At 42.7% G+C, this 23,936-nt stretch carries 28 protein-coding genes; 12 read left to right on the top strand and 16 right to left on the bottom strand.

What is annotated here, in order from left to right; genetic code table 11:
* Positions 1-18: 18 nt before the first annotated feature.
* Both ACTWPM_RS03920 and ACTWPM_RS03915 read left to right on the top strand, forming a co-directional pair.
* Entirely contained in the window at positions 19-495 is a 477-nt protein-coding gene (locus ACTWPM_RS03920) for a YkyB family protein (RefSeq protein WP_443131762.1), read from the top strand.
* A gap of 76 nt (positions 496-571) precedes the next feature.
* The gene (locus ACTWPM_RS03915; RefSeq protein WP_139205846.1) at positions 572-784 is read left to right on the top strand and encodes a hypothetical protein; all 213 of its coding nucleotides are present in this window, start codon (positions 572-574) and stop codon (positions 782-784) included.
* Between the two features lie 189 nt (positions 785-973).
* On the opposite strand, the gene ACTWPM_RS03910 is transcribed toward ACTWPM_RS03915, so the two are convergent.
* The 5 genes from ACTWPM_RS03910 to ACTWPM_RS03890 all read right to left on the bottom strand — a co-directional run bounded on the left by ACTWPM_RS03910 (position 974) and on the right by ACTWPM_RS03890 (position 3,575).
* Entirely contained in the window at positions 974-1,183 is a 210-nt protein-coding gene (locus ACTWPM_RS03910) for a PLDc N-terminal domain-containing protein (RefSeq protein ID WP_443131761.1), read from the bottom strand.
* Between the two features lie 57 nt (positions 1,184-1,240).
* The gene (locus tag ACTWPM_RS03905) at positions 1,241-1,642 is read right to left on the bottom strand and encodes a hypothetical protein (protein WP_443131760.1); all 402 of its coding nucleotides are present in this window, start codon (positions 1,640-1,642) and stop codon (positions 1,241-1,243) included.
* A gap of 61 nt (positions 1,643-1,703) precedes the next feature.
* Complete coding sequence (locus ACTWPM_RS03900) at positions 1,704-2,402, bottom strand: DNA alkylation repair protein (RefSeq protein ID WP_443131759.1); 699 nt, start codon at positions 2,400-2,402, stop codon at positions 1,704-1,706.
* Positions 2,403-2,418: 16 nt separating this feature from the next.
* Positions 2,419-3,270, bottom strand: coding sequence for a patatin-like phospholipase family protein (locus ACTWPM_RS03895; RefSeq protein WP_443131758.1), 852 nt, complete (start codon positions 3,268-3,270; stop codon positions 2,419-2,421).
* A gap of 158 nt (positions 3,271-3,428) precedes the next feature.
* Positions 3,429-3,575: an FbpB family small basic protein gene (locus ACTWPM_RS03890; protein ID WP_443131858.1), complete on the bottom strand. Its 147-nt coding sequence runs from the start codon at positions 3,573-3,575 to the stop codon at positions 3,429-3,431.
* Positions 3,576-3,685: 110 nt separating this feature from the next.
* On the opposite strand from ACTWPM_RS03890, the gene ACTWPM_RS03885 reads away from it, so the two are divergent.
* Positions 3,686-4,837, top strand: coding sequence for an aminotransferase A (locus ACTWPM_RS03885; RefSeq protein WP_443131757.1), 1,152 nt, complete (start codon positions 3,686-3,688; stop codon positions 4,835-4,837).
* A 28-nt stretch (positions 4,838-4,865) separates the two neighbouring features.
* On the opposite strand, the gene ACTWPM_RS03880 is transcribed toward ACTWPM_RS03885, so the two are convergent.
* The gene (locus ACTWPM_RS03880; protein ID WP_443131756.1) at positions 4,866-5,030 is read right to left on the bottom strand and encodes a Spo0E family sporulation regulatory protein-aspartic acid phosphatase; all 165 of its coding nucleotides are present in this window, start codon (positions 5,028-5,030) and stop codon (positions 4,866-4,868) included.
* 268 nt (positions 5,031-5,298) lie between these two features.
* On the opposite strand from ACTWPM_RS03880, the gene lepB reads away from it, so the two are divergent.
* Entirely contained in the window at positions 5,299-5,820 is a 522-nt protein-coding gene (gene lepB / locus ACTWPM_RS03875; protein WP_443131755.1) for a signal peptidase I, read from the top strand.
* Positions 5,821-5,873: 53 nt separating this feature from the next.
* Here the strand turns inward: lepB and ACTWPM_RS03870 are convergent, their stop codons facing one another.
* The 3 genes from ACTWPM_RS03870 to ACTWPM_RS03860 all read right to left on the bottom strand — a co-directional run bounded on the left by ACTWPM_RS03870 (position 5,874) and on the right by ACTWPM_RS03860 (position 7,328).
* On the bottom strand, positions 5,874-6,017 hold the full coding sequence (locus ACTWPM_RS03870) for a YvrJ family protein (RefSeq protein WP_443131754.1): 144 nt from the start codon (positions 6,015-6,017) through the stop codon (positions 5,874-5,876).
* 845 nt (positions 6,018-6,862) lie between these two features.
* Positions 6,863-7,075 (bottom strand): DUF2922 domain-containing protein, encoded by a 213-nt coding sequence (locus ACTWPM_RS03865; protein ID WP_443131753.1) that lies wholly within the window; start codon positions 7,073-7,075, stop codon positions 6,863-6,865.
* A gap of 28 nt (positions 7,076-7,103) precedes the next feature.
* Positions 7,104-7,328, bottom strand: coding sequence for a DUF1659 domain-containing protein (locus ACTWPM_RS03860; RefSeq protein WP_443131752.1), 225 nt, complete (start codon positions 7,326-7,328; stop codon positions 7,104-7,106).
* 505 nt (positions 7,329-7,833) lie between these two features.
* Here ACTWPM_RS03860 and ACTWPM_RS03855 point away from each other — a divergent pair.
* The 5 genes from ACTWPM_RS03855 to ACTWPM_RS03835 all read left to right on the top strand — a co-directional run bounded on the left by ACTWPM_RS03855 (position 7,834) and on the right by ACTWPM_RS03835 (position 12,471).
* Positions 7,834-8,334: a DoxX family protein gene (locus tag ACTWPM_RS03855; RefSeq protein ID WP_443131751.1), complete on the top strand. Its 501-nt coding sequence runs from the start codon at positions 7,834-7,836 to the stop codon at positions 8,332-8,334.
* A 138-nt stretch (positions 8,335-8,472) separates the two neighbouring features.
* Positions 8,473-9,234, top strand: coding sequence for a carotenoid biosynthesis protein (locus ACTWPM_RS03850; protein ID WP_443131750.1), 762 nt, complete (start codon positions 8,473-8,475; stop codon positions 9,232-9,234).
* Positions 9,227-9,883, top strand: coding sequence for a lysophospholipid acyltransferase family protein (locus ACTWPM_RS03845; RefSeq protein ID WP_443131749.1), 657 nt, complete (start codon positions 9,227-9,229; stop codon positions 9,881-9,883). Before ACTWPM_RS03850 ends, ACTWPM_RS03845 begins: the two co-directional genes overlap by 8 nt.
* A gap of 18 nt (positions 9,884-9,901) precedes the next feature.
* On the top strand, positions 9,902-11,011 hold the full coding sequence (locus ACTWPM_RS03840) for a glycosyltransferase (RefSeq protein ID WP_443131748.1): 1,110 nt from the start codon (positions 9,902-9,904) through the stop codon (positions 11,009-11,011).
* The gene (locus ACTWPM_RS03835) at positions 11,008-12,471 is read left to right on the top strand and encodes a phytoene desaturase family protein (RefSeq protein ID WP_443131747.1); all 1,464 of its coding nucleotides are present in this window, start codon (positions 11,008-11,010) and stop codon (positions 12,469-12,471) included. Before ACTWPM_RS03840 ends, ACTWPM_RS03835 begins: the two co-directional genes overlap by 4 nt.
* 430 nt (positions 12,472-12,901) lie before the next feature.
* Here the strand turns inward: ACTWPM_RS03835 and ACTWPM_RS03830 are convergent, their stop codons facing one another.
* The 3 genes from ACTWPM_RS03830 to ACTWPM_RS03820 are packed head-to-tail and all read right to left on the bottom strand — an operon-like array spanning position 12,902 to position 16,703.
* Positions 12,902-13,738 (bottom strand): phytoene/squalene synthase family protein, encoded by an 837-nt coding sequence (locus ACTWPM_RS03830; RefSeq protein ID WP_443131746.1) that lies wholly within the window; start codon positions 13,736-13,738, stop codon positions 12,902-12,904.
* A gap of 2 nt (positions 13,739-13,740) precedes the next feature.
* Positions 13,741-15,222 carry a phytoene desaturase family protein gene (locus ACTWPM_RS03825; protein WP_443131745.1) on the bottom strand — a complete coding sequence of 494 codons (1,482 nt, stop codon included), beginning with the start codon at positions 15,220-15,222 and terminating at the stop codon, positions 13,741-13,743.
* Complete coding sequence (locus ACTWPM_RS03820) at positions 15,219-16,703, bottom strand: phytoene desaturase family protein (RefSeq protein WP_443131744.1); 1,485 nt, start codon at positions 16,701-16,703, stop codon at positions 15,219-15,221. The genes ACTWPM_RS03825 and ACTWPM_RS03820 overlap by 4 nt, the downstream gene beginning before the upstream one ends.
* Before the next feature lie 281 nt (positions 16,704-16,984).
* Here ACTWPM_RS03820 and ACTWPM_RS03815 point away from each other — a divergent pair, with 281 nt between their 5' ends.
* Positions 16,985-17,191, top strand: a complete 207-nt coding sequence (locus ACTWPM_RS03815; RefSeq protein ID WP_443131743.1) for a hypothetical protein — start codon at positions 16,985-16,987, stop codon at positions 17,189-17,191.
* A gap of 77 nt (positions 17,192-17,268) precedes the next feature.
* Positions 17,269-17,400: a YjcZ family sporulation protein gene (locus ACTWPM_RS03810; protein WP_087946066.1), complete on the top strand. Its 132-nt coding sequence runs from the start codon at positions 17,269-17,271 to the stop codon at positions 17,398-17,400.
* A 102-nt stretch (positions 17,401-17,502) separates the two neighbouring features.
* On the opposite strand, the gene ACTWPM_RS03805 is transcribed toward ACTWPM_RS03810, so the two are convergent.
* The gene (locus ACTWPM_RS03805; RefSeq protein ID WP_443131742.1) at positions 17,503-18,861 is read right to left on the bottom strand and encodes a TrkH family potassium uptake protein; all 1,359 of its coding nucleotides are present in this window, start codon (positions 18,859-18,861) and stop codon (positions 17,503-17,505) included.
* A 136-nt stretch (positions 18,862-18,997) separates the two neighbouring features.
* The gene (locus tag ACTWPM_RS03800) at positions 18,998-19,423 is read right to left on the bottom strand and encodes a YwpF-like family protein (protein WP_443131741.1); all 426 of its coding nucleotides are present in this window, start codon (positions 19,421-19,423) and stop codon (positions 18,998-19,000) included.
* Positions 19,424-20,068: 645 nt separating this feature from the next.
* On the opposite strand from ACTWPM_RS03800, the gene ACTWPM_RS03795 reads away from it, so the two are divergent.
* Positions 20,069-21,103, top strand: a complete 1,035-nt coding sequence (locus tag ACTWPM_RS03795; RefSeq protein WP_443131740.1) for a zinc-binding dehydrogenase — start codon at positions 20,069-20,071, stop codon at positions 21,101-21,103.
* A gap of 358 nt (positions 21,104-21,461) precedes the next feature.
* Here the strand turns inward: ACTWPM_RS03795 and moaA are convergent, their stop codons facing one another.
* Positions 21,462-22,472, bottom strand: coding sequence for a GTP 3',8-cyclase MoaA (gene moaA / locus ACTWPM_RS03790; RefSeq protein WP_443131739.1), 1,011 nt, complete (start codon positions 22,470-22,472; stop codon positions 21,462-21,464).
* Between the two features lie 23 nt (positions 22,473-22,495).
* Positions 22,496-23,758, bottom strand: a complete 1,263-nt coding sequence (locus ACTWPM_RS03785) for a molybdopterin molybdotransferase MoeA (RefSeq protein ID WP_443131738.1) — start codon at positions 23,756-23,758, stop codon at positions 22,496-22,498.
* Between the last annotated feature and the right edge of the window lie 178 nt (positions 23,759-23,936).

Here is a 23,936-nt window from a genome sequence, read left to right as displayed (position 1 = left end):
ATAGAAAGGAGAAATGTTATGAAGAATCATGCCCTGTCAAACAGAGATTTGGCCGAATCCCTGTTCATTGTTAATCGTCACGCAAAAACGGCACCCGAACCTAAACATTTATATGATATAAAAAAATATACAATTGAAAAACTTCTGCAGGAAAGCCGCGCAAAAAAAATTGGACTCCATTTCTCAGATCACCCTAAACTCAGCCAGCAGCATTCTACTCTCCTCATTGAAATTGCCGGGTACTACTTTCATATTCCAGCAAATAAACAGGATTTCGATCAGTTAAAACATCTGGGTAAAGTCGACCAGTCGTACAGGAATCCAAAACCAAAACTGTCTCTTTCCAAAGCCAAACGAATTTTGTACCGTTATTTGAACTGGGAACAGCCTGTAAAGAAACAGCCAGCCTACGCCTCTCCGTCCCGCCCTGTTGCTAGTATGCTTGGTCAAAGAGATGTTTCCCCATGGAATCAAAGACGCCGTAAGCATCATTAGTCATCAGTAATGTTTCGAACCATGTTTCACCGCTTGAATAATAAGGAAATAGAGATTGTAGAGGAGGATGATACAAATGAGTACTGACATGTTGGAAGATTTCCAATACCATCTAAAGAAATACATGGAATACACAACAGAAATGCGTGCTGCTTTTGAACACTTGTCGGAGCATCAGCAAAAAATCATTGTTGAAGCTTCCCCTACAAAAACTGGACCCGAAACATTATCCAAGCAGGCATACGCCTGGCACGATGAACTTTACAAACGGTTGAATATCGAAAAGTAATGAAAAAAGCCGCTGAAAATTCAGCGGCTTTTTTCCGTTACAAGATATAGTCATCCATCCATTTGACCAGTGCAAGAATTTCGGGTTTTGAAACTTGGGCATCCGCTCCGACTCTTTCTATCTCGTCTGTACGAACCCCTTGTTCAACCGAAAAAAATCATAAAAAACACCCTCACGGTAGAGGGTGGTCTATATATCATTTCTGATGACCAGATAGACGATCAGTCCTATAAGTGGAAAAAACAAAGTCCCGAGTAAAATCAGAATAGCAAATTCCGGACTTCTCCCTTTTCTTCGTGAATCACGGTAGGCCCAAATACTCGTTATAATATTTAGAACCAGTAAAAGCAGACCAAATAGTGCAAAGACGAAGAGCAGTGTCAGATTAAATTCTATCATGGTGTCATCTCCCTTCTTTAAACTTTACGTATCGTAAAGAAAGAAGGTTTCAGTGAATTAAGCAGCCTGCTTTTTAGCTCGCTTTCTTAAATGGATCCAGGTTTTTTTGACCATCTTAACCAGAACATGTATGACCCCATAGGAGCTGACCGCCAGCAGACAAATAGACCAGTAATATTCCGGAAGTGCTGATTGTTCCTGGCTCATCGCATACCTGTCCACGAGCTGTAAGAAAGCAATTGTGATTAAGCTGCTGATAAAATAGCTGACAAAGGTGTTCCAGTTTTTTAGCATCATCCATTCAATAATGGGACGAGCTACCCACATCAGTGCCATGACCAGGGTGAAAACGAGAAAAAACTGCACGTGCTCAGGTTTTAAACCGATCATTCGGATGACCTCATCATTTAACATCGCAATCACGTGATCCAAGATAGAATAATCAATCCAATCTTCCATAAAAAGCATCTCCCCATGTTCATTATACAACCATTATGAACACATCCCCTGGAGAATAAACTTAAGAAGGTAATAGGCCTTTATTCTTTGCCCACTTTAACCCTTCCCTTTTGGTCAAAGGACGGAAAGATTCTGACTCTAAAAATTCTGCCACGGCCTGCGTATCTGTTTTGCTGTACTCCCTGAGCGCCCAGCCTATAGCTTTTTCGATAAAGAATTCTTTCTCCTCCCTCAATTGGAGTGCTGTTTCGAATAATAACTTCTGATCTGTTTGATCTTTATACTTTAATTGATGAAGCATGCTTGAGCGCCGCACCCAAAGGTTACTGGAATGGCTCCAGTTCTCAGTGAGTGGTCTTAATCGTTCAGGATAACGTTTAAAATAGCCACCGCATAATGTGGAAGCAATCATATCGACGGTATCCCACCACGAGGCTGTCATGATCAGTTCTTTATACACAGCAATTGAGGATGGGACGGCTTTTTTCAGTCCTTTCTCCAATAATCCAAGCGCGGCATAGTGGCATTCCCTTTCCGCATCCTGAAATAACAGGATGGCTGCATCTAACCGTTCAGTTTCCGATACAGAGCTGAATTCTTTAAAGATCGGACGCAGAATAGCTGTGCGCTCCGGACTCTTAATACCATAGAACGGAAAATGATTTTTCATGTAAGCTTCCATGGCGGGCCTGTGCTCTTCGTTTTGGTTTTCTTGAAACGCATGAATGATTGTGGTCTTGATTTGTTCACTTTTCTTCACACAGGTCTTCCCTTCTCTAATTTTGTAAAAAAGCCGCTAATTGATCTGCCTGACTTTGCGCTTCCTCATACCCTTGAGTGTAAAGCTGGTGAAGACGATCCCGATTCCTTTCAATGCGGCTGACCTGGAGCGGCTTTAGCGGACGAAGAACAAAAGCTTCACCTGAATGTTCCATCCGCTTCACTTCTTGCAATCTTTCATTATAACGTTCATGGCGGTTAATCAGGGATTGAGCGAACATCGGGAACTGTCTATATTTCCGGTTAAAATACCAGCCTAGTTTCACCTTTCCTTTTAAGTATCCGTCATTTCTCGTTAAGATAAAGACGTGTTTAGAGTTGCCATGCTTCATTGAAGGACCGACTGGAATCGGATCAGAAATCCCCCCATCCATCAATTGTTTCCCATCATACATAATGCTCGGGGCAACCAATGGAAGAGAACTCGATGCACGCATCACTTTCAATAGACTTTCCCTCGTTGGGAAATGATCATAAAACTGGGGTTCCCCAGTTTCAAGATCGGTTGTTCCAACCACAAAATCAGCCTTTTTAGATTGAAACGATTCATAATCAAACGGAACCAAGTCATTCGGAAGTTTATCAAAAATGAAATCCATTCCAAATAACTGCCGTTTCGTAAACATTCGTTTATAGGATATGTACTCCGGGTGATCCCCGTATTCCACCATCACTTCATAATTTCTACCTCTCTGCCCGGCAACGTAGGAGCTCCCATTGCAGGCACCTGCTGAAGCACCAACCACAAATGGAAATTGGATTCCTTCATCATGGAAAAAATCCAGCACACCTGCCGTATAAGCTCCCCTCATGCCTCCGCCTTCTAACACTAATCCCGTATCCTTCATCAAATGGACCTCCTTTGTGCTTGTGTCCCTTATTATACCAGCGGCCTGTGAAATTTAAACGATTCTGTAAACGAGTGTCTTGAGCGTCCTCTCATTCTACTTCAGAGAATGAAAAAAGCAGCCCTCTTCTATACGGCTGCTTTTATCGTATGGTATCATCAGTTAACATAAGAGTCTTCAAGTTTCTTTACGTGTTTTTCATCTATAAGTTCTTCGATTTTATCAATGGCTTTCTGATCTTTTAAAAGCTGCTGTTTATTTTGAGCGACTAACTCTTCGAAAGAGATTCGACTCGTTCTCATAATCATCAAACTCCTTTCTATTAAGCTACAATCAAATTATAACAAAATTCTACAAAAGAGCTATCAAAATAGTTTGAACATTTTGTTAAATATATGTAAAGAGGTGTTCAACCATGGAACAACTTATTAACCCCCGCCTAAATGACATTCAAATATCTGGGATTCGCCGCTTCTTTAATATGGTTAGTCAATATGAAGACGTTGTTTCACTGACGATTGGTCAGCCAGACTTTTACACGCCTGATCATATTAAGCAGGCAGCTATCGATGCCATTCAGCATAATAAGACGACATACACTCCGAATGCTGGAATTCTCGAGTTAAGAAAAGCCATCGAACAATATGTATCTGAGAAATATGAACTATCCTATAAAGCTGAGGAAGAAATAATAGTGACGGTCGGTGCCTCCCAGGCAATTGATGCCACACTCCGAACCATCATTACACCGGGAGACGAAGTCATTCTCCCAGGCCCTGTGTACCCTGGTTACGAACCTTTGATTAAGCTGGCAGGAGCTACTCCCGTGTACGTAGATACGAGAGATCAGGATTTCAAGCTGACGGCTGAGCAGCTTGAACAATCCATTACTTCGAAAACAAAAGCCGTCATTCTTCCTTATCCATCTAATCCCACCGGTGTTTCGTTAACGGAAGAAGAATTACGCGGAATTGCAGACGTATTGAAGAGACATAAAGTGTTTGGATTGGCTGACGAAATTTATAGCGAACTCGTTTACACCGGGAATCATACATCCATCGCCCGGTTCTCTGACATTCGGGACCACATCATCGTAATTAATGGTATTTCTAAGTCTCACGCCATGACCGGGTGGAGGATTGGATTTTTACTTGCTCCGTCCTGGCTCGCCAAGCATATTTTAAAAGTACATCAGTACAATGTTTCCTGTCCCACTTCCATCAGCCAGTATGCAGCGCTTGAAGCGTTGACAAATGGAAAAGAAGACCCTTCTCTAATGAAGGATCAGTATAAAGAGCGAAGGGATTATGTAATGAAGCGTTTATCTGGAATGGGTCTTGACTATGTAGTGCCTGACGGAGCCTTTTATATTTTTCCTAAGTTTCCTTTGGAAGGGATGACAAGCTTTAATAAAGCCGTCCAGATTTTAGAGGAGAGTCGTCTTGCCCTGGTTCCTGGGGATGCCTTTTCTATATACGGAGAAGGTTATATGCGGCTATCTTATGCCTATAGTCAGGACACCCTCAAAAAAGGACTGGACAGACTGGAAGCTTTTCTAGCTCGTTAAAAAAGCCTGCAGCTCAAGCTGCAGGCTTTTACTTATTAGCTTTATGTTGAAGTTGATTGAGGACAGCGTCTAACTCCTGACTGATTTTAACCGATTCATCACTGGAAAAACCTTTTTCTAACGCAACTTCAGTCATGAGTTTACGAAGCGCTTCTATTTTAGCGGAAACCGGGTCTTCCTTAGATGTAGACACAACTGGCTACCTCCTTGACCTAATGGGCATGTGACAACAATTCAACGGGAAAGAATGTGTGTTCCCATTGACAGAAAAATTATCTCAATTTTTTTGATATTTGTAAATGTGCTTGCTAAAACTTCTATTCATTCGACAATAATTTTACACATGTAAATTATCTGTTAAATCAATGCTTTCCTGTCTTTTCTTTTAAGTGGGATGTGATAAAATATAGAAGAAGTGAACATTATCTAATCCCATGTTCATGGAGAAAGGAAGATAAAAAGTGTCAGAGCAATCTAAGAACGAAGGGCTCGAATGGATTAAAGCCATCGTCGTAGCCATTGCGTTAGCATTCATTTTACGTACTTTTTTCTTTGCTACTTCTATTGTAGAAGGCGCCAGTATGGACCCGACACTTGAAAATGGTGAACGCGTCATGTTCAACAAAATTATTTATTATATTGATGAACCCGAACGGGGGGACATCGTCATTATTGAAAAGCCTGTAAAGAGTTATGTTAAACGCATTGTAGGCCAGCCGGGGGATACTATTGAAATACGTGATCATACCTTATTTATAAATGGGAAAGAACAAAACCAGCCCTACCTTAATCAGTCAGCTATCCAATCCACTAGAGATTTTAGTGAGGTAGAGGTTCCGGAAGGTCATTATTTCGTAATGGGAGATAACCGCTCTATTAGTAAAGACAGTCGTAATGGTCTTGGCTTCGTTGAAGAAAGCGAGATTATCGGTCGAACAGAGCTTGTGATCTATCCGTTTAATGAGTGGGGTCTAACTAATTAATTAGTGAAAAGACGAGTCTGAGGAGTGTGTGTACACTTTCAGACTCGTCTTTTTTATTTGGCCGAATAGATCTTTTCAGGCAGTTGATGCAGCGTTTCAATTAATAGGTCAAGTTTTCCTTCCACGCGGTGCAGCAAATAAAAAGTCACCGCAATAGGGAAGCCGACGTCTGTAATGAAAGGCATCCAAGTTTCCACCTCGTTCACCTCCCTTCTGTGACATATTTACAAAAGAAGTTGGTATTACTATACCTAATTAGAAATCCAGTTCCTTCCCCCTGAAATCCCCGCCAACATTATTTTTTGTTGTGAGCGTTAAACGTTCCAAATTACCTATAGAGCTTATTAAGCTATAGGGCCGGTTAGTTGAAGACTCAGTTTCGAGATATTGGTTATGAGGAACGTCCTTCGGGGGACGATTACGCTTTCCGGCCCTGCACGACGCAGGGTCGTTCGACGTTGCCACACGACGTGGCGTTCTTAGTCGAACCTCCTCTTCTGTGGTGAGCTTCCTCAGGCTTCGCCTTCCGGGATCTCACCGATCATGTTCATCCCGCAGGAGTCTTCGCCGTTCCCTTCCGCCCCTTTGCCATCATTGAGAGCTCGAAGTTCTCTGCATAAACACCTTCCAATGAACAAGGATCATCTATAATCCACCTTGATTTTTACTGCCTGTTTACGTGTAGGAACCCTGTTATAGAAGCATTTGAGGCAGATCCAGCTTGACCCATGTCTTCTATAGCAAGGTCCGTTCACGAGATATCGTTGGGGTGGCGGAGGAAACGACGAGACTCCCGCGGTAGAAGGAGCGAGGCGAGACCCCACAAGGAGTGTTAACGACTGAGGAGGCTTGCCAGTTCCCCCGCAGGAAAGCGAGTTGTTTCCGTAGCCGCCCCATCCTTTTTTGGCAATGGACCCGAGTTATCTCGAAACTGAGTCTTCCACAAACGGGAGCTTTAGTGGATTTTCCACGCTGTCTCTAACGGTTTCCTTTTTTTAGAAAGAAAGCCGCTATTTTGGTAAATAGCGGCTGTGTTCTATTATTAAATTTCTACGTCAAACACATTGCGTTCTACAATTCGTGCTTCTTTTTTAGCGACTAAATCCCCACCGCCGGTAGTAAAACAATTTTCCAGCAGAATCGTATCCATGACGGCATTAATCTGGACCGGATCTGCCGGCTCAATAGGCTCGTCCAGAGTAAGGGTTACCGTACCATTTTCTTCATTCAAAAACTTTAGCTCAAGCTTTTTCAAGTTCATCTCTCCTTTTCTATTCTATTTCTTACAAATCGACCAAAATGGAATTGTCATTACGTTCAACAGCATATAGCAGACGCTGTTGAAGAGGCGCCATTGCCGTTGCTACACGGTACAGCTGATCTTTAGTTGCTGTCATTTTGATGTTGTTGAAAGACTTAGTACGGAAAACGGTTTTTCCTTTCTCATCTTGACCATTTTCAAAAACGAGTTGAAGTTGTGAGCGTACAATTTCAGTGGTTACTGCCATTATGTTTCACCTCCCTTCACTTCTATAATCGAAGGGAAGCTCAAATAGGTGTCAAAAAAAAAGACTCACCGGATCAGCTTAACCAGCCAGTCCTGCGAGCCTTCTTTCTCTCTTATATGATATGTCTTTCCAAAGTTAAGTACAGATTATCCTCGATCGAAAATACACATTCCAATGAGACCTAGTGAAACAATTACACAGACAATGAACATAACTACTTCAGCCATATCCTCACTCCTTTCCTCTACTCCCATTTTAGCAAAAAACAAATGAATCTGCTGAGTCTATTTTTAGTCGAAATGATCCTATCCATCCATTATAAGAGATTCACGTGCTTATTGAAAAGTAAACCACTAAAATTCATTGAACTGACATAACTTTAAGTCCGCTTTGTGAATGATTGAACAAAGTATAGCGCCATATCGATCCCCCTTATATACTATAGGTGTAAGCAAGAGATTAGCTAATCATGTGAAATGTTGAACAAACTAAAGGAGTGAGTATTATGATTAATCAATGGATTAGAAACAACGAGAAAGCAGCACTTATTTTGACCGTCATTCGTGTGTACTTAGGTTATACTTGGCTCACATCTGGCTTAGGAAAAGTTACAGAAGGATTTGAAGTAGATGGCTTTCTAATGGGTGCCATTGGAAAGGCAGAAGGTGCTCATCCTGCAGTGCAGGGGTGGTGGGCGTTATTTCTAGAACAGTTTGCCCTTCCGAACCATGAATTGTTTGCTTTTCTCGTCATGTGGGGGGAAGTATTTGCCGGGATCGCACTCATACTTGGATTATTTACTAATATCGCTGCTCTTGGAGGCATCTTGATGAACTTCGCATTTCTGTTCAGTGGTACCACCAGCACGAATCCACAGATGGTAATACTGACTGTCTTCCTGTTAGTAGCGGGCGCTAACGCAGGTAAGTACGGACTTGACCGCTGGGTTCTTCCTCATCTTCCTCGCAAGATAGCCTGGCCTAAAAGGAAAACGCTGGCCCATTAATCATTATTAAAAATTGTTAAAGTCCTATGGCATATTCCATAGGACTTCTTTCTGTTTAACCCCCTCTCCTTTGAGGTATGATTAGATAGAAAATACTTTACAATACATAACTTTTTAATTCGAGAGCAGGGTGAACAAATGGACACAATCATTTATCGCTTTTTCATTTTCTGGTACATATGCGGTGTTATTTTACTTACATTCGACTTGCTGCCTCCCTGGCTGGAATGGGCCAACAGTGTATTTTTAATTACTGCAGGTGTGATTGCCATTATTTATTTTATTCGTATGTACGGGGCAGCTGGAGGCGTGCTTTACAGTTTATTTATTATCGTTGTCAGTATATACGTAGAACACCTGGGAGTAGCTTACAATTTTCTGTTTGGTTCCTATGATTATAACCAGAATTTTGGACTAAAGGTTTTCGATACGCCTGTAACGATCGGGTTTGCCTGGATGCTGATTATCGGCTGTTCTCATGAATTGGCCCGAGGGATTACGGAGAAGTGGAACGGTTTCTTCCGTTATGTTTCTTTTATTATTACGGGAGGACTTCTCGCTGTTACGATGGATTTAATCCTCGATCCGGTATCATATAAAGTTAAAGAATACTGGATTTGGCAGGAGCCTGGAGTTTACTACGATATCCCCTTATCAAATTTCATGGGCTGGTTTATACTGGCCGCTTTTTTTCACACCATATTTCTACTATGGAGCCCGGTTAGAGTCTCTCACTCTTCCCTCTGGCCGTCCCGGATGTCCCTAACATTTGGATTAATCATTGGTATGTTCTGTATCATGGCCATCAGCGGAGGACTGGTTGGCGCTCCTGTTCTAGTAGGTTTTCTTGCCGTAATATGGTACATCATTTATTTTTGGAGGAAAAAAGGCTATGCTTAAAGCTAAAAAGAATTCATTCATTGAATGGGGTTTTTCCAGATTTAATCGCTTTTTGTTAAAATCACAGTTTAAGCGCATCAACATATCTTACTCAACTTTGCCGGAGGGACCTGCCCTATTCTTGATTAACCATTCCACATGGTGGGACCCCCTGATGATTTACCATTTGAATAAAGAGATCATTCAGTCCGACGGCTACGGGATGATGCACGAGGACGGCATCAGGCGCTTTCCCTTTTTCCGCCGGATTGGTGCTTTTTCCATCAACACCAATGATCGCAGACATCTGCTTCAATCGTTGAATTACAGTAAAGCGCTGCTTGAACAAGGCCGTACGGTGTGGATTTTCCCTCAAGGTGAGGAGCAGCATCTGGAGAAACGGCCTCTTGAGTTTTTTACAGGAGTCGCTTACATAGCTAAGAAGTGTCCCACCGTCCCTGTAGTGCCGATTTCCATTTACTATTCGTTTGAACATACCAAAAAACCGAACGTCTACATTAAGGTGGGAGAGCCACTGGACCGCGAAACGTATTCTTCTTTAAATAGAAAAGAAATGACGCGTTATTTTGAAAATCTTTCAACCGAACAACTGGATCAGCTGCGTGAAACGATTATAAAGGAAGATCATCAATCGTTTAGAACCATGTAGCAGAAAGGAAGAGATACCATGACTTTTTTTACCATTGTCCTGATTATGACGGTTCTTCTCAATCTATGGACGATCCTAAACAGCTTTTTCTTACTTCCTTTATCCTCAGCTGAAAATTTAAAAAGCGAGCCTCGTGTCTCCCTTCTCATTCCTTTAAGAAACGAAGAGGAAAATGTGGAAGGGCTGATGAACTCCATTAATAAGTTGAGCTATCCATCTCTTGAGGTGATTTTTTTAGATGACCATTCAGAAGATAAAACGTACGAGAAGCTCTTACATGAAACCCAAAATGACCCGCGTTTTCAGGTTCATCAAGGAAAAGAGCTGCCGGATGGCTGGAATGGAAAAGTCCATGCCTGTTATCAGCTTTCCCAGTTAGCAGGTGGTGACTATTACTTATTTTTGGATGCCGATGCGCGCGTCGCACCGACGATTATCCAGCAGACCCTTGCCACGATGGTAAAGCATGGTGCTTCCATGCTCAGTGGGTTCCCACATTATCCAAACGATCATTTCCTAAGTCATATGCTCGTACCCCTTCAGCACATGGTCGTGCAGCTTCACCTGCCGCTTGCTGTGGCTAATTTCACGAAACAACCGATGTTCACAGCGGCCTGTGGCATTTTTATTATGGTGGAACGACAAGCCTATGAAGCGATCGGCGGACACGAGTCCGTTCAAGGCTCGCTCGTTGAGGATGTTCATATCAGCAGGGAAATGAAAAAGAAGGGTTATAAAATGGTGCTTGCCAATATTACACCTTCCGTCCTCTCGTATATGTACCATCATCCTAAAGAAACGTGGGCCGGGTTCCAGAAAAACATCTATACCGGATTAGGACGATCAGCGGCACTGGTGGTAATCTTATCGCTGCTCTATACCCTTTTGTTTCTTGTCCCGTTCGGATTTATCGCTGTTGCTTTTGTAGAAGGCAGCTGGCTGTATGTGCTGCCCTACTTACTAACCGTATCCTTTAAAATGTATGTAGATGCTCGCACAGGGCATCCATTATGGCTGTCCTTTTTCATCCCCGTGTCGATCGTTTTGCTTATTTTAATTATGATTTCTTCCATGACGGTACATATCAGGGGAAAATCCTATCAGTGGAAAGGAAGGTCTTACGAATGAAAGTTGCTATAGTAGGGGGCGGATTAGGAGGGCTTTCGGCTGCGGTCACGCTCGCCAAAGCCGGAGCCGAAGTTAAGCTTTTTGAAAAGAACGATCATTTTGGCGGGAAGATGATGCCTGTCGATGAAGCAGGCTATCATTTTGATTTTGGTCCGAATACCATCACCATGCCGGAAGTTTTTCAAGATGTCCTCCGGCAAGGCGGATTAGAAAATGAACTTTCATTTACAAAACTTACCCATCACACAAGAAACCAGTTCAAGGACGGCACAACTTTTGATCTCTCCTCAGATCGTCAATATATGAAGAAGCAGCTCTACCATCTGGACAAAAAAGGCTTTGAAAACTATGATGCTTTTTTACTGGAAATTGAACGACTGTTCCATTTATCGCAAAAATATTTTCTACACCGCACGTTTTCCGGGTGGAAAGATTACCTTTCCCCTTCCCTGGCCAAAGGTTTTGCGCAGGTGAGGCCTCTTGAGTCGATGGATCATTTCTTCAGGAGATATTTTTCCCATTCCGGAATCATTCAGTCTCTTAACCGGTATTCTACCTACATAGGCTCGAATCCCTACGTTACTCCGGCTACATTTGCGATGATTGCCCACCTGGAATTAAATGAAGGGGTTTATTACGTGCCAGGCGGAAATACGAAGATTGCGGAAAGCATGGCAAGAGCTGCTGAAAAACAGGGAGCCCGGTTATATAAGGGAACCCGGGTAGAAAAAATACTAACCCATAACAACCAGGCGACCGGCATCGTTGCTGAAGGAAATACTTATGAAGCGGACTATATTATCGTGAATGGAGACCTATTAAAAACCGTTCCGGAACTAATTAATAACGAAAAACGCCCCTCCCTGTCTAATAAAAAACTTCGTTCTTTCGACCCTTCTATTTCGGCGTTCGTTATTATGGCTGGGCTGGACACTACTCTTCCGGCCTTACATCATCACCATGTCCTTTTTTCCCGTGATTATGAAAAGGAATTTGCAAGTTTGAAAAAAGGGGACTATGCGGAAGAGCCTACCATTTATATTGGAACATCTGCTAAGTCGGATTCGGCGCTTGCCTCTGAAAGAGATAATTGTTTCATCCTGGTTAATGCCCCGGCACTTGGTCATTCAAATGAAGTAGATCAAGAACATTATAAAAAGAGGATTTATGAGGACTTATCCCAAGCCGGACTGCCTATCCAAAACCATGTATCTTACGAAAAAGTGATCGGTCCTGAGGAAATCGAAAACCGCTTCGGAGCGTACCGCGGCTCTCTTTACGGTCCTTCTTCTAACCGAAGGCTGCAGGCGTTTATGAGACCATTTAACCAGTCTCAGGATTTCAGTAATCTATATTTCTGCGGGGGCAGTACTCACCCAGGAGGCGGCTCTCCCATGGTGGTTCTCAGCGGTCAAAACGTAGCCAACAAGATCCTTGGCAAAATTGTTCATACTGAATAGGAAAAAGCCTCAGTTAAAAATTTATTATTGATTTTTCATAAGAGGCTTATTACTCAATAGGGACGGATTATGGAAGACTCAGTTTCAAGAAATTGGGCTAGAGTGAAGGTCCTGCGGGGGACGATTCCGCTTTCCGGCCCTGCACGACGCAGGGTCGTTTAGGGCCATAGGAAAGTGTTCAAATGTGGAATCACCCCGATAGACACGAACAGCATAAGCCGACCATCAAAAGGATGGCGGTTTTTCCATCCGTTGATGATCGGCTTATGTCTCGACGGTCTGGGTGATGGAACAAGACGAGTTATTTCCCCACCAGCCCACTTGCACATATAGTAACGGACCCCATCTATATCGAAACTGAGTCTTCCAGTATCGGGAACTAAACTTAAGTATCAGTACAGAAGTTTAATAGAGCCAGAAAAAAAGCAGATTATTGCATTTCCGCAATAATCTGCTTTTTTACTTGGTCAGATACGAAGTTTCGTTTCCCAAAGACCTGATAATCATTATTTCTAACTGACTGAATGATTGCTCTGTACATTTTCGCGGCTCCACCGACTGGAGTTCTGGAATAAAGAGGATACTCTGGTAACGTAGCTAATGCATTACGATAGTAGTGCTCAGCATCCTGGGCTAAGTCTTCCCAGAGCTGTACAAATGCTTCATTTACCCTCTTGTTATGGAGATCTGTAATGGAGTAACCATAGTCTATCATCAACTGTTCAGGAATATAAATTCGATTATTATCCAGATCTTCCCCTATATCCCTCAGGATATTGGTGATCTGCATAGCATAGCCAAGTTCAATGGCACCTGTTTTCAGTCTGGAGACTTTTCCGGGGGCAAGTACAGGCAGAAGCATAAGCCCCACCGTACTTGCGACATGATAGCAATAATGAAGGAGATCGTCTTTCGTATCAATCGTTTTCGGATATAAGTCCATGCGCTGACCGGCAATCATCTCGTAAAAAGGCTCCGGATCAAGCGGGAAGCGTTCAAAAGCGTCCTGAAGGGCAATCCAGCATGGATCTTCTGTTTCAAGAGTGCCCTCCATAAAAAGATCAAACTCAAGCGCAAAGATTTCCAGCTCTTCTTTCGGGTTTTCACCTTCATCAACAATGTCATCAGCCCGGCGGCAAAAGGCATAAATAGCCCATACAGCCCTCTTTTGATGTTTAGGGAGCATGGCGAAAGCTTTCGAGAATGTCTTTGAATGTTTCTCTATTATGTTTTTGCAATGGTCATATGCCTGATTCAAGTCCATCATCTCTAAACACCTCGCTTATAATTATGCCTTTCTTTTGAACTATTTTGCAAATGATCCGAAAGCAGCTTAGCACCCTGCATAACAATGGGAATGCCTCCTCCTGGATGGATCGATGCACCAACCGCATAAACATTTGAAAGAGAATAGGGCTTAAGCTGAGGACGGAACACTCCAGATTGGAACAGTGTTGGCGCAATTCCGAAGCTTCCACCTCCATAGAGCCCGTCTCTTTTTGCTTCTTCAGGCGTCCTCACCTTCATCCAGTTCACATGTTTCCTTAATTCAGGAAATCCTCTCTCCTCCATCTGCTGAAGCACATGTTCAATTAAGTGGTCCTTTTTACTCCAGTCCACCTCGTCGCCGGTAGGAACAGGGATTAAGGTATAGAGAACCCCTTTACCAGCAGGCGCTAATGAGTCATCAATGATCGAAGGATGAAACGTGTAAAAAGAAGGATCGTCAGGCAGCTCTTTGGTTTCAAATACCTGCTTCATGTGCTTATCAAAATTAGATGACATAAAAAATTGATGGATGGTGTGATTCCGATAGATTTTATCCAATCCCATGTATAGAAGCAAGCAGCCGGATGAAGGGGTATATTTGCGTTTAAGCTGTCGCTCTTCAGGCAGTAACCGGTCCATGGTAGGAAAATCCCCATTTAGAATGAGTTCATCTACAGCAACTTCCTCGTCCCCAGCTGTAATGGAACGCACTTTGGCTTGCGACGTGTGAAGCTGTTTCACTTCCGTGCTGGTATGGATTTCTACCCCACGTTCTTTTAAGCGCTCGACAATCAAGTCAACCAGATGGGCATATCCGCCTTTCATATACCAGATTCCGTGTTCATGTTCGCTGTAGGAAACGAGCGAATACATCGCAGGAGACTGTTCCGGATGACCGCCAATATAAAGGGTTTGTAATGTATAAGCTTCAATTAGCTGCTCGTCAGAAAAATAGCTTCTCATCATTTTTTTAACATTTTGATAAGCTTTCAGCTGAATCAGAGTTTTAATATTCTGTTTCGAGAAAAAATGTCGTTTGTTCACGAAGGATTGCTCCAAAAATTGAGACTTCCCTCGGATGAAGCGAATTTTCATATCCTCTAAAAACCGGTCAAATTCTTTCTCATTGCCCGGGAACTTGGCTTTCAATTCCTGCTTTTGCTGTTCAGGATCCGAATATTTAGTAAACGTACTTCCGTCTTTAAACCGGATATCATAAAGCGGGTCACATGGAATCAGCGGAATATCTTTTCGCTCAAAACCGCCTTCTTCCAATATGCTAAGCAGCATTTCCGGCAACAGAACAATGGTCGGTCCCTGGTCGATTTTGTAAGGCCCATTTTTCTCATAAGTCAGTCGACCGCCCAGATACTCATTCTTTTCAAAAATGGTAATCTTTCTGTCGTTCTCTCTGGAAAGCAGCAGGGCCGTTACTAAGCCACCGATCCCACCGCCAACGATAGTCGTATGTCTCTGCTTCATGAGGTCTCTGCCTCCTCTCTGATCCAGCCTGTCGTAATTCTGGCTGACTCAAGGATGGTTGGCAGTCCGCTTCCCGGATGCGTTCCTCCGCCGACGAGCCAGCAGTGATCCAACTCTTGAAAACGGTTATGAGGGCGGAAATACATCATTTGAGAAAGCTGATGCCCCAGGCTGAACGTAGCGCCTTTATGAACATAATGATCAGTCTGCCACTGCTTTGGAGTTAACACTTTCTCTGTGACAATATGATCACGAATGTCAGTGAATCCTGTTTTCTTTTCAAGCTCATCAAAAATTAGATTTTTAAATGTCTCCTGCTTTTCGTCCCAATCGATTTCCGAGTAGTTGTTAGGTACAGGCGCTAAAATATAAACAGCGGAATGCCCTTCTGGTGCTAATGTATCATCTGTCACACTTGCGTTATGAATATAGATCGATGGTTCATCTGAAAGAACAAGATCTTTCGTCATTTCATCGACATTTTTCTTATAATCTTCCGCGAAGAGAATCGTGTGGTGAGGCATCTGATCATAAAGTTTATCCAATCCAACATAGATCATAAACGTGGAGCAGGAATATTTTTTCTTAGCCAGATTTTTCTCTGAATATTTTTTCAGTTCATCCCCCTCTACCATATGACTCATGGCGTTAGCGAAATCAGCATTTACAATGAACTCATCCGCTTCAAATTCTTCTCCGGAATCGAGTTCAATGCCTACGACTTTTTTACCTTCTGTCTTAAATTTACGCACGCCGTTCCCCAGGTGAATCTTCCCTCCATGTTCTTCGGTCACTTTTGCCATGGACTTGGAAAGCTGGTTGACTCCGCCTTTTGGATGAAAGACTCCATACTCATGTTCCATATATGAGAGAATTGAAAAAGCTCCCGGACATTCCCATGGAGACATGCCTAAATATTTCGCCTGGAATGTAAAAGCAATTTTTAACTTTTCATCTGTAAAGTAATCGGATAACACTTGATAAACGGATTTTCCTAGCGATAGTTTTGGGAGTGCTTTTAAAGCACGCAGACTTACATAATCGGTCAGCTTATTATGGCGCGTCTGAAGCAAAGGAAGCAAGGCGTCCATTTTCTTTCTCGTATCGTTCATAAAACGGACGTAGCCTTTTTCATTGCCTGGGAAATGCTTGGAGATCACGTTCAGCATTTTCATACGGTCCCGGTACATCGGCACCCGTTTTCCGTCAAATTGAAGTTCGTACATGGGCGCAAGTTCAATTAAATCCATGTAATCATGGGCATTTCTGCCGGACATTTCAAATAATTCCTCGACGATATGAGGCATACTCAGAAACGTTGGACCTATATCGAATGTATAGTCGCCAAGAGAAAAATGACCATTTCTTCCTCCGACGAATGGCTGTTTCTCAAATACATGAACGTCGTAACCTTTTGAAGCAAGGATCATAGCCGAAGCTAATCCTCCAGGTCCTGCTCCTATCACTGCCACTTTTTTCATCGCGCTCACCTTCTCTCTATATAACGGCTAATCTAAAATCATTATACAAAATATCTATATAGTAAACGAATGATAGCCCCTATTCGATGTGCTCATGTGCTTCTTTCGTTATTACTGTAAATACCTCTCCCATTCGCGTTCCCTTATTATCGAGGAAGAAACCAGGGGAAGCACATCCTCGCACGATTGTATGTAAACTATCCTTTTCGCCGTTAAACCTAAGACTCCTTCATAATTTCTTAAGATTCGCAAATAATAAGCAAGCAAGGAGGCTGATGGTGATGTACGCTAACCAAAGAATTTCTGGACCTTATTTCCCTTCCCATGTGACTTCTTCTCCTGATCAGAAAAGGTTGATCAATGAGCAGTTAAATCACTGGTGTGAAGAGATTGAATGCAGTGAACAAAACTTAAACGATTCCCAAAAGGAATTCCTCCACCAAAAGAGCAAAATTATTAAAATGGCTCCTTCCACATTTATGAATTAATGGTCTCTGGGTGAATAACCATACACATTTGCTGCCTCCAGCATACGCTGAGAGTGTAAACAACAGGAGGTGAGCTTATGTACGGAGGCTATCCTTACGGAGGAAGACGTTGCGGAAGATATGGTGGAGCTGGTTATGGGAACAACTTTGCCTTAATCGTCGTATTGTTCATCCTATTGGTGATTGTAGGTGCAGCATTTTACTGCTAATGTAAATGACTGATCTTCCAGTGACAAAGAAGTTTATAAATCCGGAAGATTGATAATTACGATCAAAAAAAGGCGCAGCCATAGGGCTGTGCCTTTTTTGATTTAACCAATGATTAACCTTTCCTTCGGATAATGATAATCCCCTTTTGTTTTGTCTTTTTGGAAAGAGAATAAGAAAGTCAATATACCGATTCTGCCGAGGAACATGAGAAGCATTAATACTATTTTCCCGAACGAGGTCATTCCCGGTGTAATACCCAGCGAAAGTCCCACCGTTCCAAACGCGGAACACACTTCGAATAATAGTTCATTTAAAGTAAACGGTTCACTGATTGATAAAGCCATTAAAGCAATAAAGCAAAGCAGCATGGCCATCATCATAACCACCACGGCTCTGTTTAAATCTTCATTATGAACCTCTCTTCTAAACAAACGAATCCGACTGCCTCCTCTGGCAAAGGTTAAAATGAATATGACAACAAGCGCAAATGTAGTTGTACGTATTCCTCCCCCAACACTGCTTGGCGATGCCCCAATAAACATTAACGAAGACATAAATAACTGCGTCTGTTCCGTAAATTCGTTAATATTCATGGTTGAAAGCCCGCCACTCCTTGTGGTGACTGACTGAAACAGGGCATAGAAAAATACTTCATGCCAGTCTTTGCCCGCAAAGAAATGATTAAACTCAAGAATGATAATCATAACAGTCCCAAGCAGAACAAGCACAAAAAAAGTGAAGCTGGTCAGCTTGGCAAATAGTGAAAAGCGAATCGTCTGAACATCATTGTTATTAAATAAATACTGTTTAACTTCAATAAGCACTGGAAAACCAATTGCTCCTGCAATTATTAAGATCATATTAATAAATTGGACAAAATAGTCATCCTTAAAAGGAATAAGAGATTGACCGGTAATATCAAAACCACCGTTTGTCATAGCACTAATCGTCCCAAAAAATCCTTGTAAATAAGCTTCGCCAGGATCATAGTACTGAAGGTAATACGTCCCAAGAGTTAGAAAACCGATTAATTCTATGAGAAGTACTACGAGCACTATTTCTTTGACCATTTGAACCATCCCCTGGAAGGAAGTCCGGTTTTGGTCTGTCATAATGAGACGACGTTCTTTTAAACCTATTTTTTTTCCGAGCATGAGCCAGATCAACGTGCCGAGTGTCATAACTCCAATTCCGCCAAACTGTAATACTAAAGCTAATATAAATACCCCGGTCGTACTAAATGTCTCCGCCGTTGTAACAGTAGTCAAGCCTGTTACACTCACGGCACTGACAGCTGTGAATAATACGTCTATGAACTCCAGTTTTACACCCGGCTTATGGGCTACTGGCAAGGCAATTAGTATAGATGAAATGGTAACCGCAATTAGATAATATATGGCAATTAATTGAAATGGCGATAATTCATTCAGCCAGCGCAGGCTCTTTCTTCTCACCCACATACGATATCTCCTTTAACCATGCTGTTTCCGACTTAATGATTGAACACCATTCCTATTATAGCAGGGTGATTTATAATTTTCTTTACCTGATTTACTTTTTTGAATACTTTTCCTATGTAAGGAGCTATGGAGCAAGTTATGAAGAGGATTCTTCTGCTTTTTTCTTGAAAGCAGCCAGCAGTTCTTCATTCTGATATCCTTCATCCATTAGCTGCCGCAGAGTCTTCTCTATTTGCTCCTGTTGGCGATTAACGATAGACCCCATGAATATGACATTAATATGATCCCCAATTACATTTGTATCAATCGGTGTCACTAGAAATGTAGCAGGCTGGTTGCTTGGTTTTGTAATTTTCACCTGTACCATAATTTCCTCATTGTTGGTGCACATAGACTGGAAAAAATCCTGATAGCTTTGATCCACATATGCTTCTATGATCCACCGGCCATGATCGTCTTCACGGTTAATAATGAGTCCATCAAGCAGTTTAATCCGTCTTTGAGTAATATCTTCGTGTTTCTCTTCTATGATATCCAAAGAAATTAATTTAAAGGTTTTCATGGAATCTCCCCTCCACAAACACATATTACCTATATTATAGAGGACGGTTACGATTTGAGCAAAGGCTGAGTAATTTAAGCATAGAGAGAACGTAAAGAACCTAGCTTTTATTTAAGACTCCGTTAAAGTTTTTTGTTGATTTTCATAAGAGGCTTATTACACAATAGGGCCGGATTGTTGAAGACTCGATTTCGAGATAAATGGATCCGTTAATCAAATGGTGAGAAGGGCTGGTGGGGAAATAACTCGTCTTGTTCCATCACCCAGACCCTCGAGACATAAGCCGATCATCAACGGATGGAAAAACCGCCATCCTTTTGATGGTCGGCTTATGCTGTTCGTGTCTATCGGGGTGATTCCACATTTGAACACTTTCCTATGGCCTTAAACGACCCTGCGTCGTGCAGGGCCGGAAAGCGAAATCGTCCCCCGCAGGACCCCTAATTCTCACAAAAGTCTCGAAACTGATTCTTCCAGTAACGTGAGCTTATCCTTAAGATCAACAAGGAAGTTTAACAGACCCTTTATTAAAAAACCAGGCAGCTTGATTGTTCATTCATTAAACTTGCAGATTGGATGAACGGCTCAATTACGTGTAAGCTAATAGAGACAAGCTTAGAATACAAACAGGGAGGTAATTATTCAATGAAAGCAGTTCAAGTAACCGGATATGGGGATGTCGATCAATTAGAAGTGGTGGAAAAAAGCATCCCGGAACCTAAAAGCACAGAGGTATTAATTAAAGTAAAAGCCTGTGCGATTAATAATACAGAAATTTGGATGAGAGAAGGGGCCTACGGAACAGGAGGCAAATCAGGCTGGCGGCCGGAAGGTGTCCAGTTTCCGCGCATACCAGGATCTGATATTACAGGTACTATCGAAAAAATCGGCGACCAGGTAGACGAGCGTATGATTGGCAAAGATGTGGTGGTTTTCCCTTTCACTTCAAGCGGAGATGAAGGCAAGGAACATATAGCAGAGGATATGTCTTTTATTGGCTCAGAGTACGATGGCGGCTATGCTGAATATGTAGTTTGGCCTGCGGAGCTATGCTTTGACATGCCCCTCTCTGACTACACGGAAAGCGCGGTGTTCTCGGTCAGTGGAATGACAGCCTGGCATATGATTGAACAACTTCAAGTACAGCCAGGAGAGACTATTATGGTGACAGGAGCGAACGGAGGCGTTGGTTCGTTAAACGTACAAATTGCTTCTAAAGTATTTGGCGCCAAAGTTATTGCCATTGTAGGAGACTTAGCATTAGAAGAAAGGTTGAAAGAACTGGGTGCAGACCACGTACTTTCTTATCGATCTGAGCGACTGGCCGAAGAGATTATTGAGGCCAACGGCGGACCGATCGATTCTGTCGCAGATGTCGTGGGAGACGCTTTGTTTTCTACTTCTCTGGAAGTACTGAAAAAAGGCGGTAAATTCTGTACGTCCGGATCTGCCGGCGGACAGAAGACCGAATTGGACTTTCGTAAGCTCTACCTAAAGCATATCACTCTCTATGGATCGGTGCTAGGAACCCGAGCTGAATTCAAGCGCATGCTTCAAGCCATTTCAGAAGGAAAGATTGAACCAGTCATCGATCGTACTTTCCCTCTGGAAAAAGCCAAAGAAGCCCAGACTTACTTTAAGAAAGCCGGTAAAACCGGAAAGATTGTATTAATACCATAAACCCTCGTTGTTTACTCACCCAGTAAAGCTCCCTTTTCTGGAAGACTCAGTCAGTTTCGAGATAACTCGGGTCCATTGCCAAAAAAGGATGGGGCGGCTACGGAAACAACTCGCTTTCCTGCGGGGGAACTGGCAAGCCTCCTCAGTCGTTAACACTCCTTGTGGGGGCTCGCCTCGCTCCTTCTCCCGCGGAAAGCGAGTCGTTCCCTGGAGCCCCTATCTCTACAAAATAACTCGAAAGCGAGTCCTCAACTATCAGTTCCTATAGCGGAAGATCTAGCTTATTAAATTCTCACTAACGCTTTAGAAACCCTAGTAATAAAGCCGGGTAGCCCTTGCAAGGGGTACCCGGCTTTTTTCAGCCGCCGATATACGACATTTCTATTTTCTTCTTCGTTGGTTTTCCTTTCGCACGGTCGATGGAGTATTGATCATCTCTTCTCGTCCAGATCTTAATAAGATTGGATACAATCGCCTCATCCGGCTCGCCTTCTCGCAGTAATTTGCGAATATCATGACCTTCGGAAGCAAAGAGACAGGTAAACAGCTTTCCATCTGCTGAAAGACGCACGCGCGTGCAGCTACTGCAAAATGCGTCTGTAACAGAAGAGATCACTCCAATCTCTGCATCGCTTCCTTCATAACGATACCTGGAAGCTACTTCTCCAAAGTAGTTTGCATCAAGCGGAACTAAGGGAAGTTCCTGGTTAATTTCTTCAATAATCTCTTTTTTAGAGATTACGGAATCCATATTCCAGCCGTTATGGTTTCCTACGTCCATAAATTCAATAAATCTCAAAGTGTCACCAGTTTCCTTGAAGTAACGAGCCATCGGAAGAATCTGGCTTTCGTTCATACCTTTTTTCACAACCATATTTATTTTGATCTCAAGGCCCGCTTCCCTGGCTGCTTCAATTCCTTTAAGTACAGGACTTGTTTTAATTCCTCTGCCGTTCGTCTGCTGGAAGACTTCATCTTCAATTGCATCAAGACTTACATTCACACGATTAAGCCCTGCTGCTTTGAGTTTCTTCGCCTGTTTAACGAGAAACACAGCATTGGTTGTAACGGCAATGTCTTTAATGCCGTCTATCTCGTTTAGTCGGGCAACAAGCTCGTGAAGGTCCTTCCTCATCAAAGGCTCTCCACCTGTAAGCCGGATTTTCTCGACTCCAAATTTAGAAAAGATTTGAACAAGGCGGATGATTTCATCGAAGCTTAGAAGCTCATCTTTTGGCATAAATTTATAATCATCACCGAAAATCTCTGCCGGCATACAGTACGTACATCTAAAATTACACTTATCAATAACAGAAATTCGTAAATCCTTCATTGGGCGTTCATGCTGATCTAATACATAATCGGTCATACCTTCACTCCTTCTATGTCGTCTCAGAAACTTTGCTGTCCTGTCTGATCTTCTAGTAAAAGGGCTTCCACGCTGTCTCCTTTTTCATAGCCTCTTGTACCTCCTGGAAGCATAATGAGCACATTGGTATGGGCAAGCGAAGACACAACGGCGGATTTGTCCATACCCACAGGGTCTACAAAGACCTTCCCCTCCCGGTACCGTATACAGCCCCGCACAAATCTGGTAAAAGGGTTGGGCTTTTTAAAATCTTTCCCTAATGTAGCCTGGATCCGTTGGTGGAAAGGCTGCGACCGTCCTAAATAGGAGAGAATGATGGGATAAGTAAATAACTCAAATCCTACATAACAGGCGGAAGGGTTTCCTGATAATCCAAACAACAGCTTGCCCTGGCAGGAAGCTACTGTCGTCACGCTTCCTGGTCTCATGGCTACCTTGTTAAATAAAACGTCCGCTTCTAATTTCTCATAAATATCAGGCATTAAATCGTAATCACCGACCGATACGCCGCCTGTCGTAATTAACACATCCACCTTATCTAAAGCCTCGGATACAGACTGATAACAAATATCAAAGTCATCTTCTAACTTTCCAAAATAATGAGCCTCTCCTCCTGCACGTTTCACTTGTGAAACAATCATGAAGGCGTTGGAATTCCTTATCTTCCCAGGTTCCAGAGGTTCCTCTACATCCAGCAATTCAGTCCCCGTAGCGAACACGCCGACAACTGGCTTTTTATATACATTAACATCGCTATAACCGAAAGTGGCAAGCAGGGCTTTTACTCCTGGGTTAACCTTCGTGCCAGCTTCTACCAGCAGGTCATTTTCTTTGGTTTCCGATCCTTTTTCAATGATATTCTGATTTTTTTCCATGGGGCGCTTTAAGGTCATCCAGGACTGCCCGTCTTGTTCATAGGTCTGACAGATTTCGAACATAGCTACACAATCAGCGCCTGAAGGAATTTCTGCCCCCGTCATGATGCGAACGGCTTCTCCTTCCTTTAATGGCCGGCTGGCACGATGACCCGCCCCCACGGTTTCCATTACTCGGAAATGCCCGCTATTTTCCTTTGATAGTCCTTCTGAATCCTCGGACCGTAACGCAAAACCGTCATAAGGCGACTTGTTAAAAGGAGGAACCGGGTGAGTAGCGACTATATCTTCTGCTAATGTCCGGTTATCAGAAGACTCCAACGGAATAATTTCAGCCTCAGCCTTCTTTTTATAAGTTAAAACCGAATCTACAGCATCCGGTACAGGCATAGGTTTTCTATGTAAATTCATGTCAACAAAGCCTTTCTATTTAAAATTTTCTCCAGAGCATCTTTTCCTGACCTTAACGGATTTGACAGTATTTTTCAAAGGTTTCGATTCTTATATCACGTTATTACTTTATTAGAAATGATAAACCCCCAGCCAATAATGACTGGGGGCGCCCCTTATAATGAGGTGTATTTTAAAT

It is taken from the genome of Halobacillus sp. K22 (genome assembly GCF_052246795.1).
In the GTDB taxonomy this organism is placed as follows: Bacteria; Bacillota; Bacilli; order Bacillales; family Halobacillaceae; genus Halobacillus.
This window is presented reverse-complemented; position numbering and strand designations above follow the sequence as displayed.

Bases quoted from the DNA above. Each gene is read 5' to 3' on its own strand.
- ACTWPM_RS03920 (WP_443131762.1), top strand. From the start codon at position 19: ATGAAGAATCATGCCCTGTCAAACAGAGATTTGGCCGAATCCCTGTTC.
- ACTWPM_RS03915 (WP_139205846.1), top strand. From the start codon at position 572: ATGAGTACTGACATGTTGGAAGATTTCCAATACCATCTAAAGAAATAC.
- ACTWPM_RS03910 (WP_443131761.1), bottom strand. From the start codon at position 1,183: ATGATAGAATTTAATCTGACACTGCTCTTCGTCTTTGCACTATTTGGT.
- ACTWPM_RS03905 (WP_443131760.1), bottom strand. From the start codon at position 1,642: ATGGAAGATTGGATTGATTATTCTATCTTGGATCACGTGATTGCGATG.
- ACTWPM_RS03895 (WP_443131758.1), bottom strand. From the start codon at position 3,270: ATGAAGGATACGGGATTAGTGTTAGAAGGCGGAGGCATGAGGGGAGCT.
- ACTWPM_RS03885 (WP_443131757.1), top strand. From the start codon at position 3,686: ATGGAACAACTTATTAACCCCCGCCTAAATGACATTCAAATATCTGGG.
- ACTWPM_RS03860 (WP_443131752.1), bottom strand. From the start codon at position 7,328: ATGGCAGTAACCACTGAAATTGTACGCTCACAACTTCAACTCGTTTTT.
- ACTWPM_RS03855 (WP_443131751.1), top strand. From the start codon at position 7,834: ATGATTAATCAATGGATTAGAAACAACGAGAAAGCAGCACTTATTTTG.
- ACTWPM_RS03850 (WP_443131750.1), top strand. From the start codon at position 8,473: ATGGACACAATCATTTATCGCTTTTTCATTTTCTGGTACATATGCGGT.
- ACTWPM_RS03845 (WP_443131749.1), top strand. From the start codon at position 9,227: ATGCTTAAAGCTAAAAAGAATTCATTCATTGAATGGGGTTTTTCCAGA.
- ACTWPM_RS03840 (WP_443131748.1), top strand. From the start codon at position 9,902: ATGACTTTTTTTACCATTGTCCTGATTATGACGGTTCTTCTCAATCTA.
- ACTWPM_RS03835 (WP_443131747.1), top strand. From the start codon at position 11,008: ATGAAAGTTGCTATAGTAGGGGGCGGATTAGGAGGGCTTTCGGCTGCG.
- ACTWPM_RS03830 (WP_443131746.1), bottom strand. From the start codon at position 13,738: ATGATGGACTTGAATCAGGCATATGACCATTGCAAAAACATAATAGAG.
- ACTWPM_RS03825 (WP_443131745.1), bottom strand. From the start codon at position 15,222: ATGAAGCAGAGACATACGACTATCGTTGGCGGTGGGATCGGTGGCTTA.
- ACTWPM_RS03820 (WP_443131744.1), bottom strand. From the start codon at position 16,703: ATGAAAAAAGTGGCAGTGATAGGAGCAGGACCTGGAGGATTAGCTTCG.
- ACTWPM_RS03815 (WP_443131743.1), top strand. From the start codon at position 16,985: ATGTACGCTAACCAAAGAATTTCTGGACCTTATTTCCCTTCCCATGTG.
- ACTWPM_RS03810 (WP_087946066.1), top strand. From the start codon at position 17,269: ATGTACGGAGGCTATCCTTACGGAGGAAGACGTTGCGGAAGATATGGT.
- ACTWPM_RS03805 (WP_443131742.1), bottom strand. From the start codon at position 18,861: ATGTGGGTGAGAAGAAAGAGCCTGCGCTGGCTGAATGAATTATCGCCA.
- ACTWPM_RS03800 (WP_443131741.1), bottom strand. From the start codon at position 19,423: ATGAAAACCTTTAAATTAATTTCTTTGGATATCATAGAAGAGAAACAC.
- ACTWPM_RS03795 (WP_443131740.1), top strand. From the start codon at position 20,069: ATGAAAGCAGTTCAAGTAACCGGATATGGGGATGTCGATCAATTAGAA.
- moaA (WP_443131739.1), bottom strand. From the start codon at position 22,472: ATGACCGATTATGTATTAGATCAGCATGAACGCCCAATGAAGGATTTA.
- ACTWPM_RS03785 (WP_443131738.1), bottom strand. From the start codon at position 23,758: ATGAATTTACATAGAAAACCTATGCCTGTACCGGATGCTGTAGATTCG.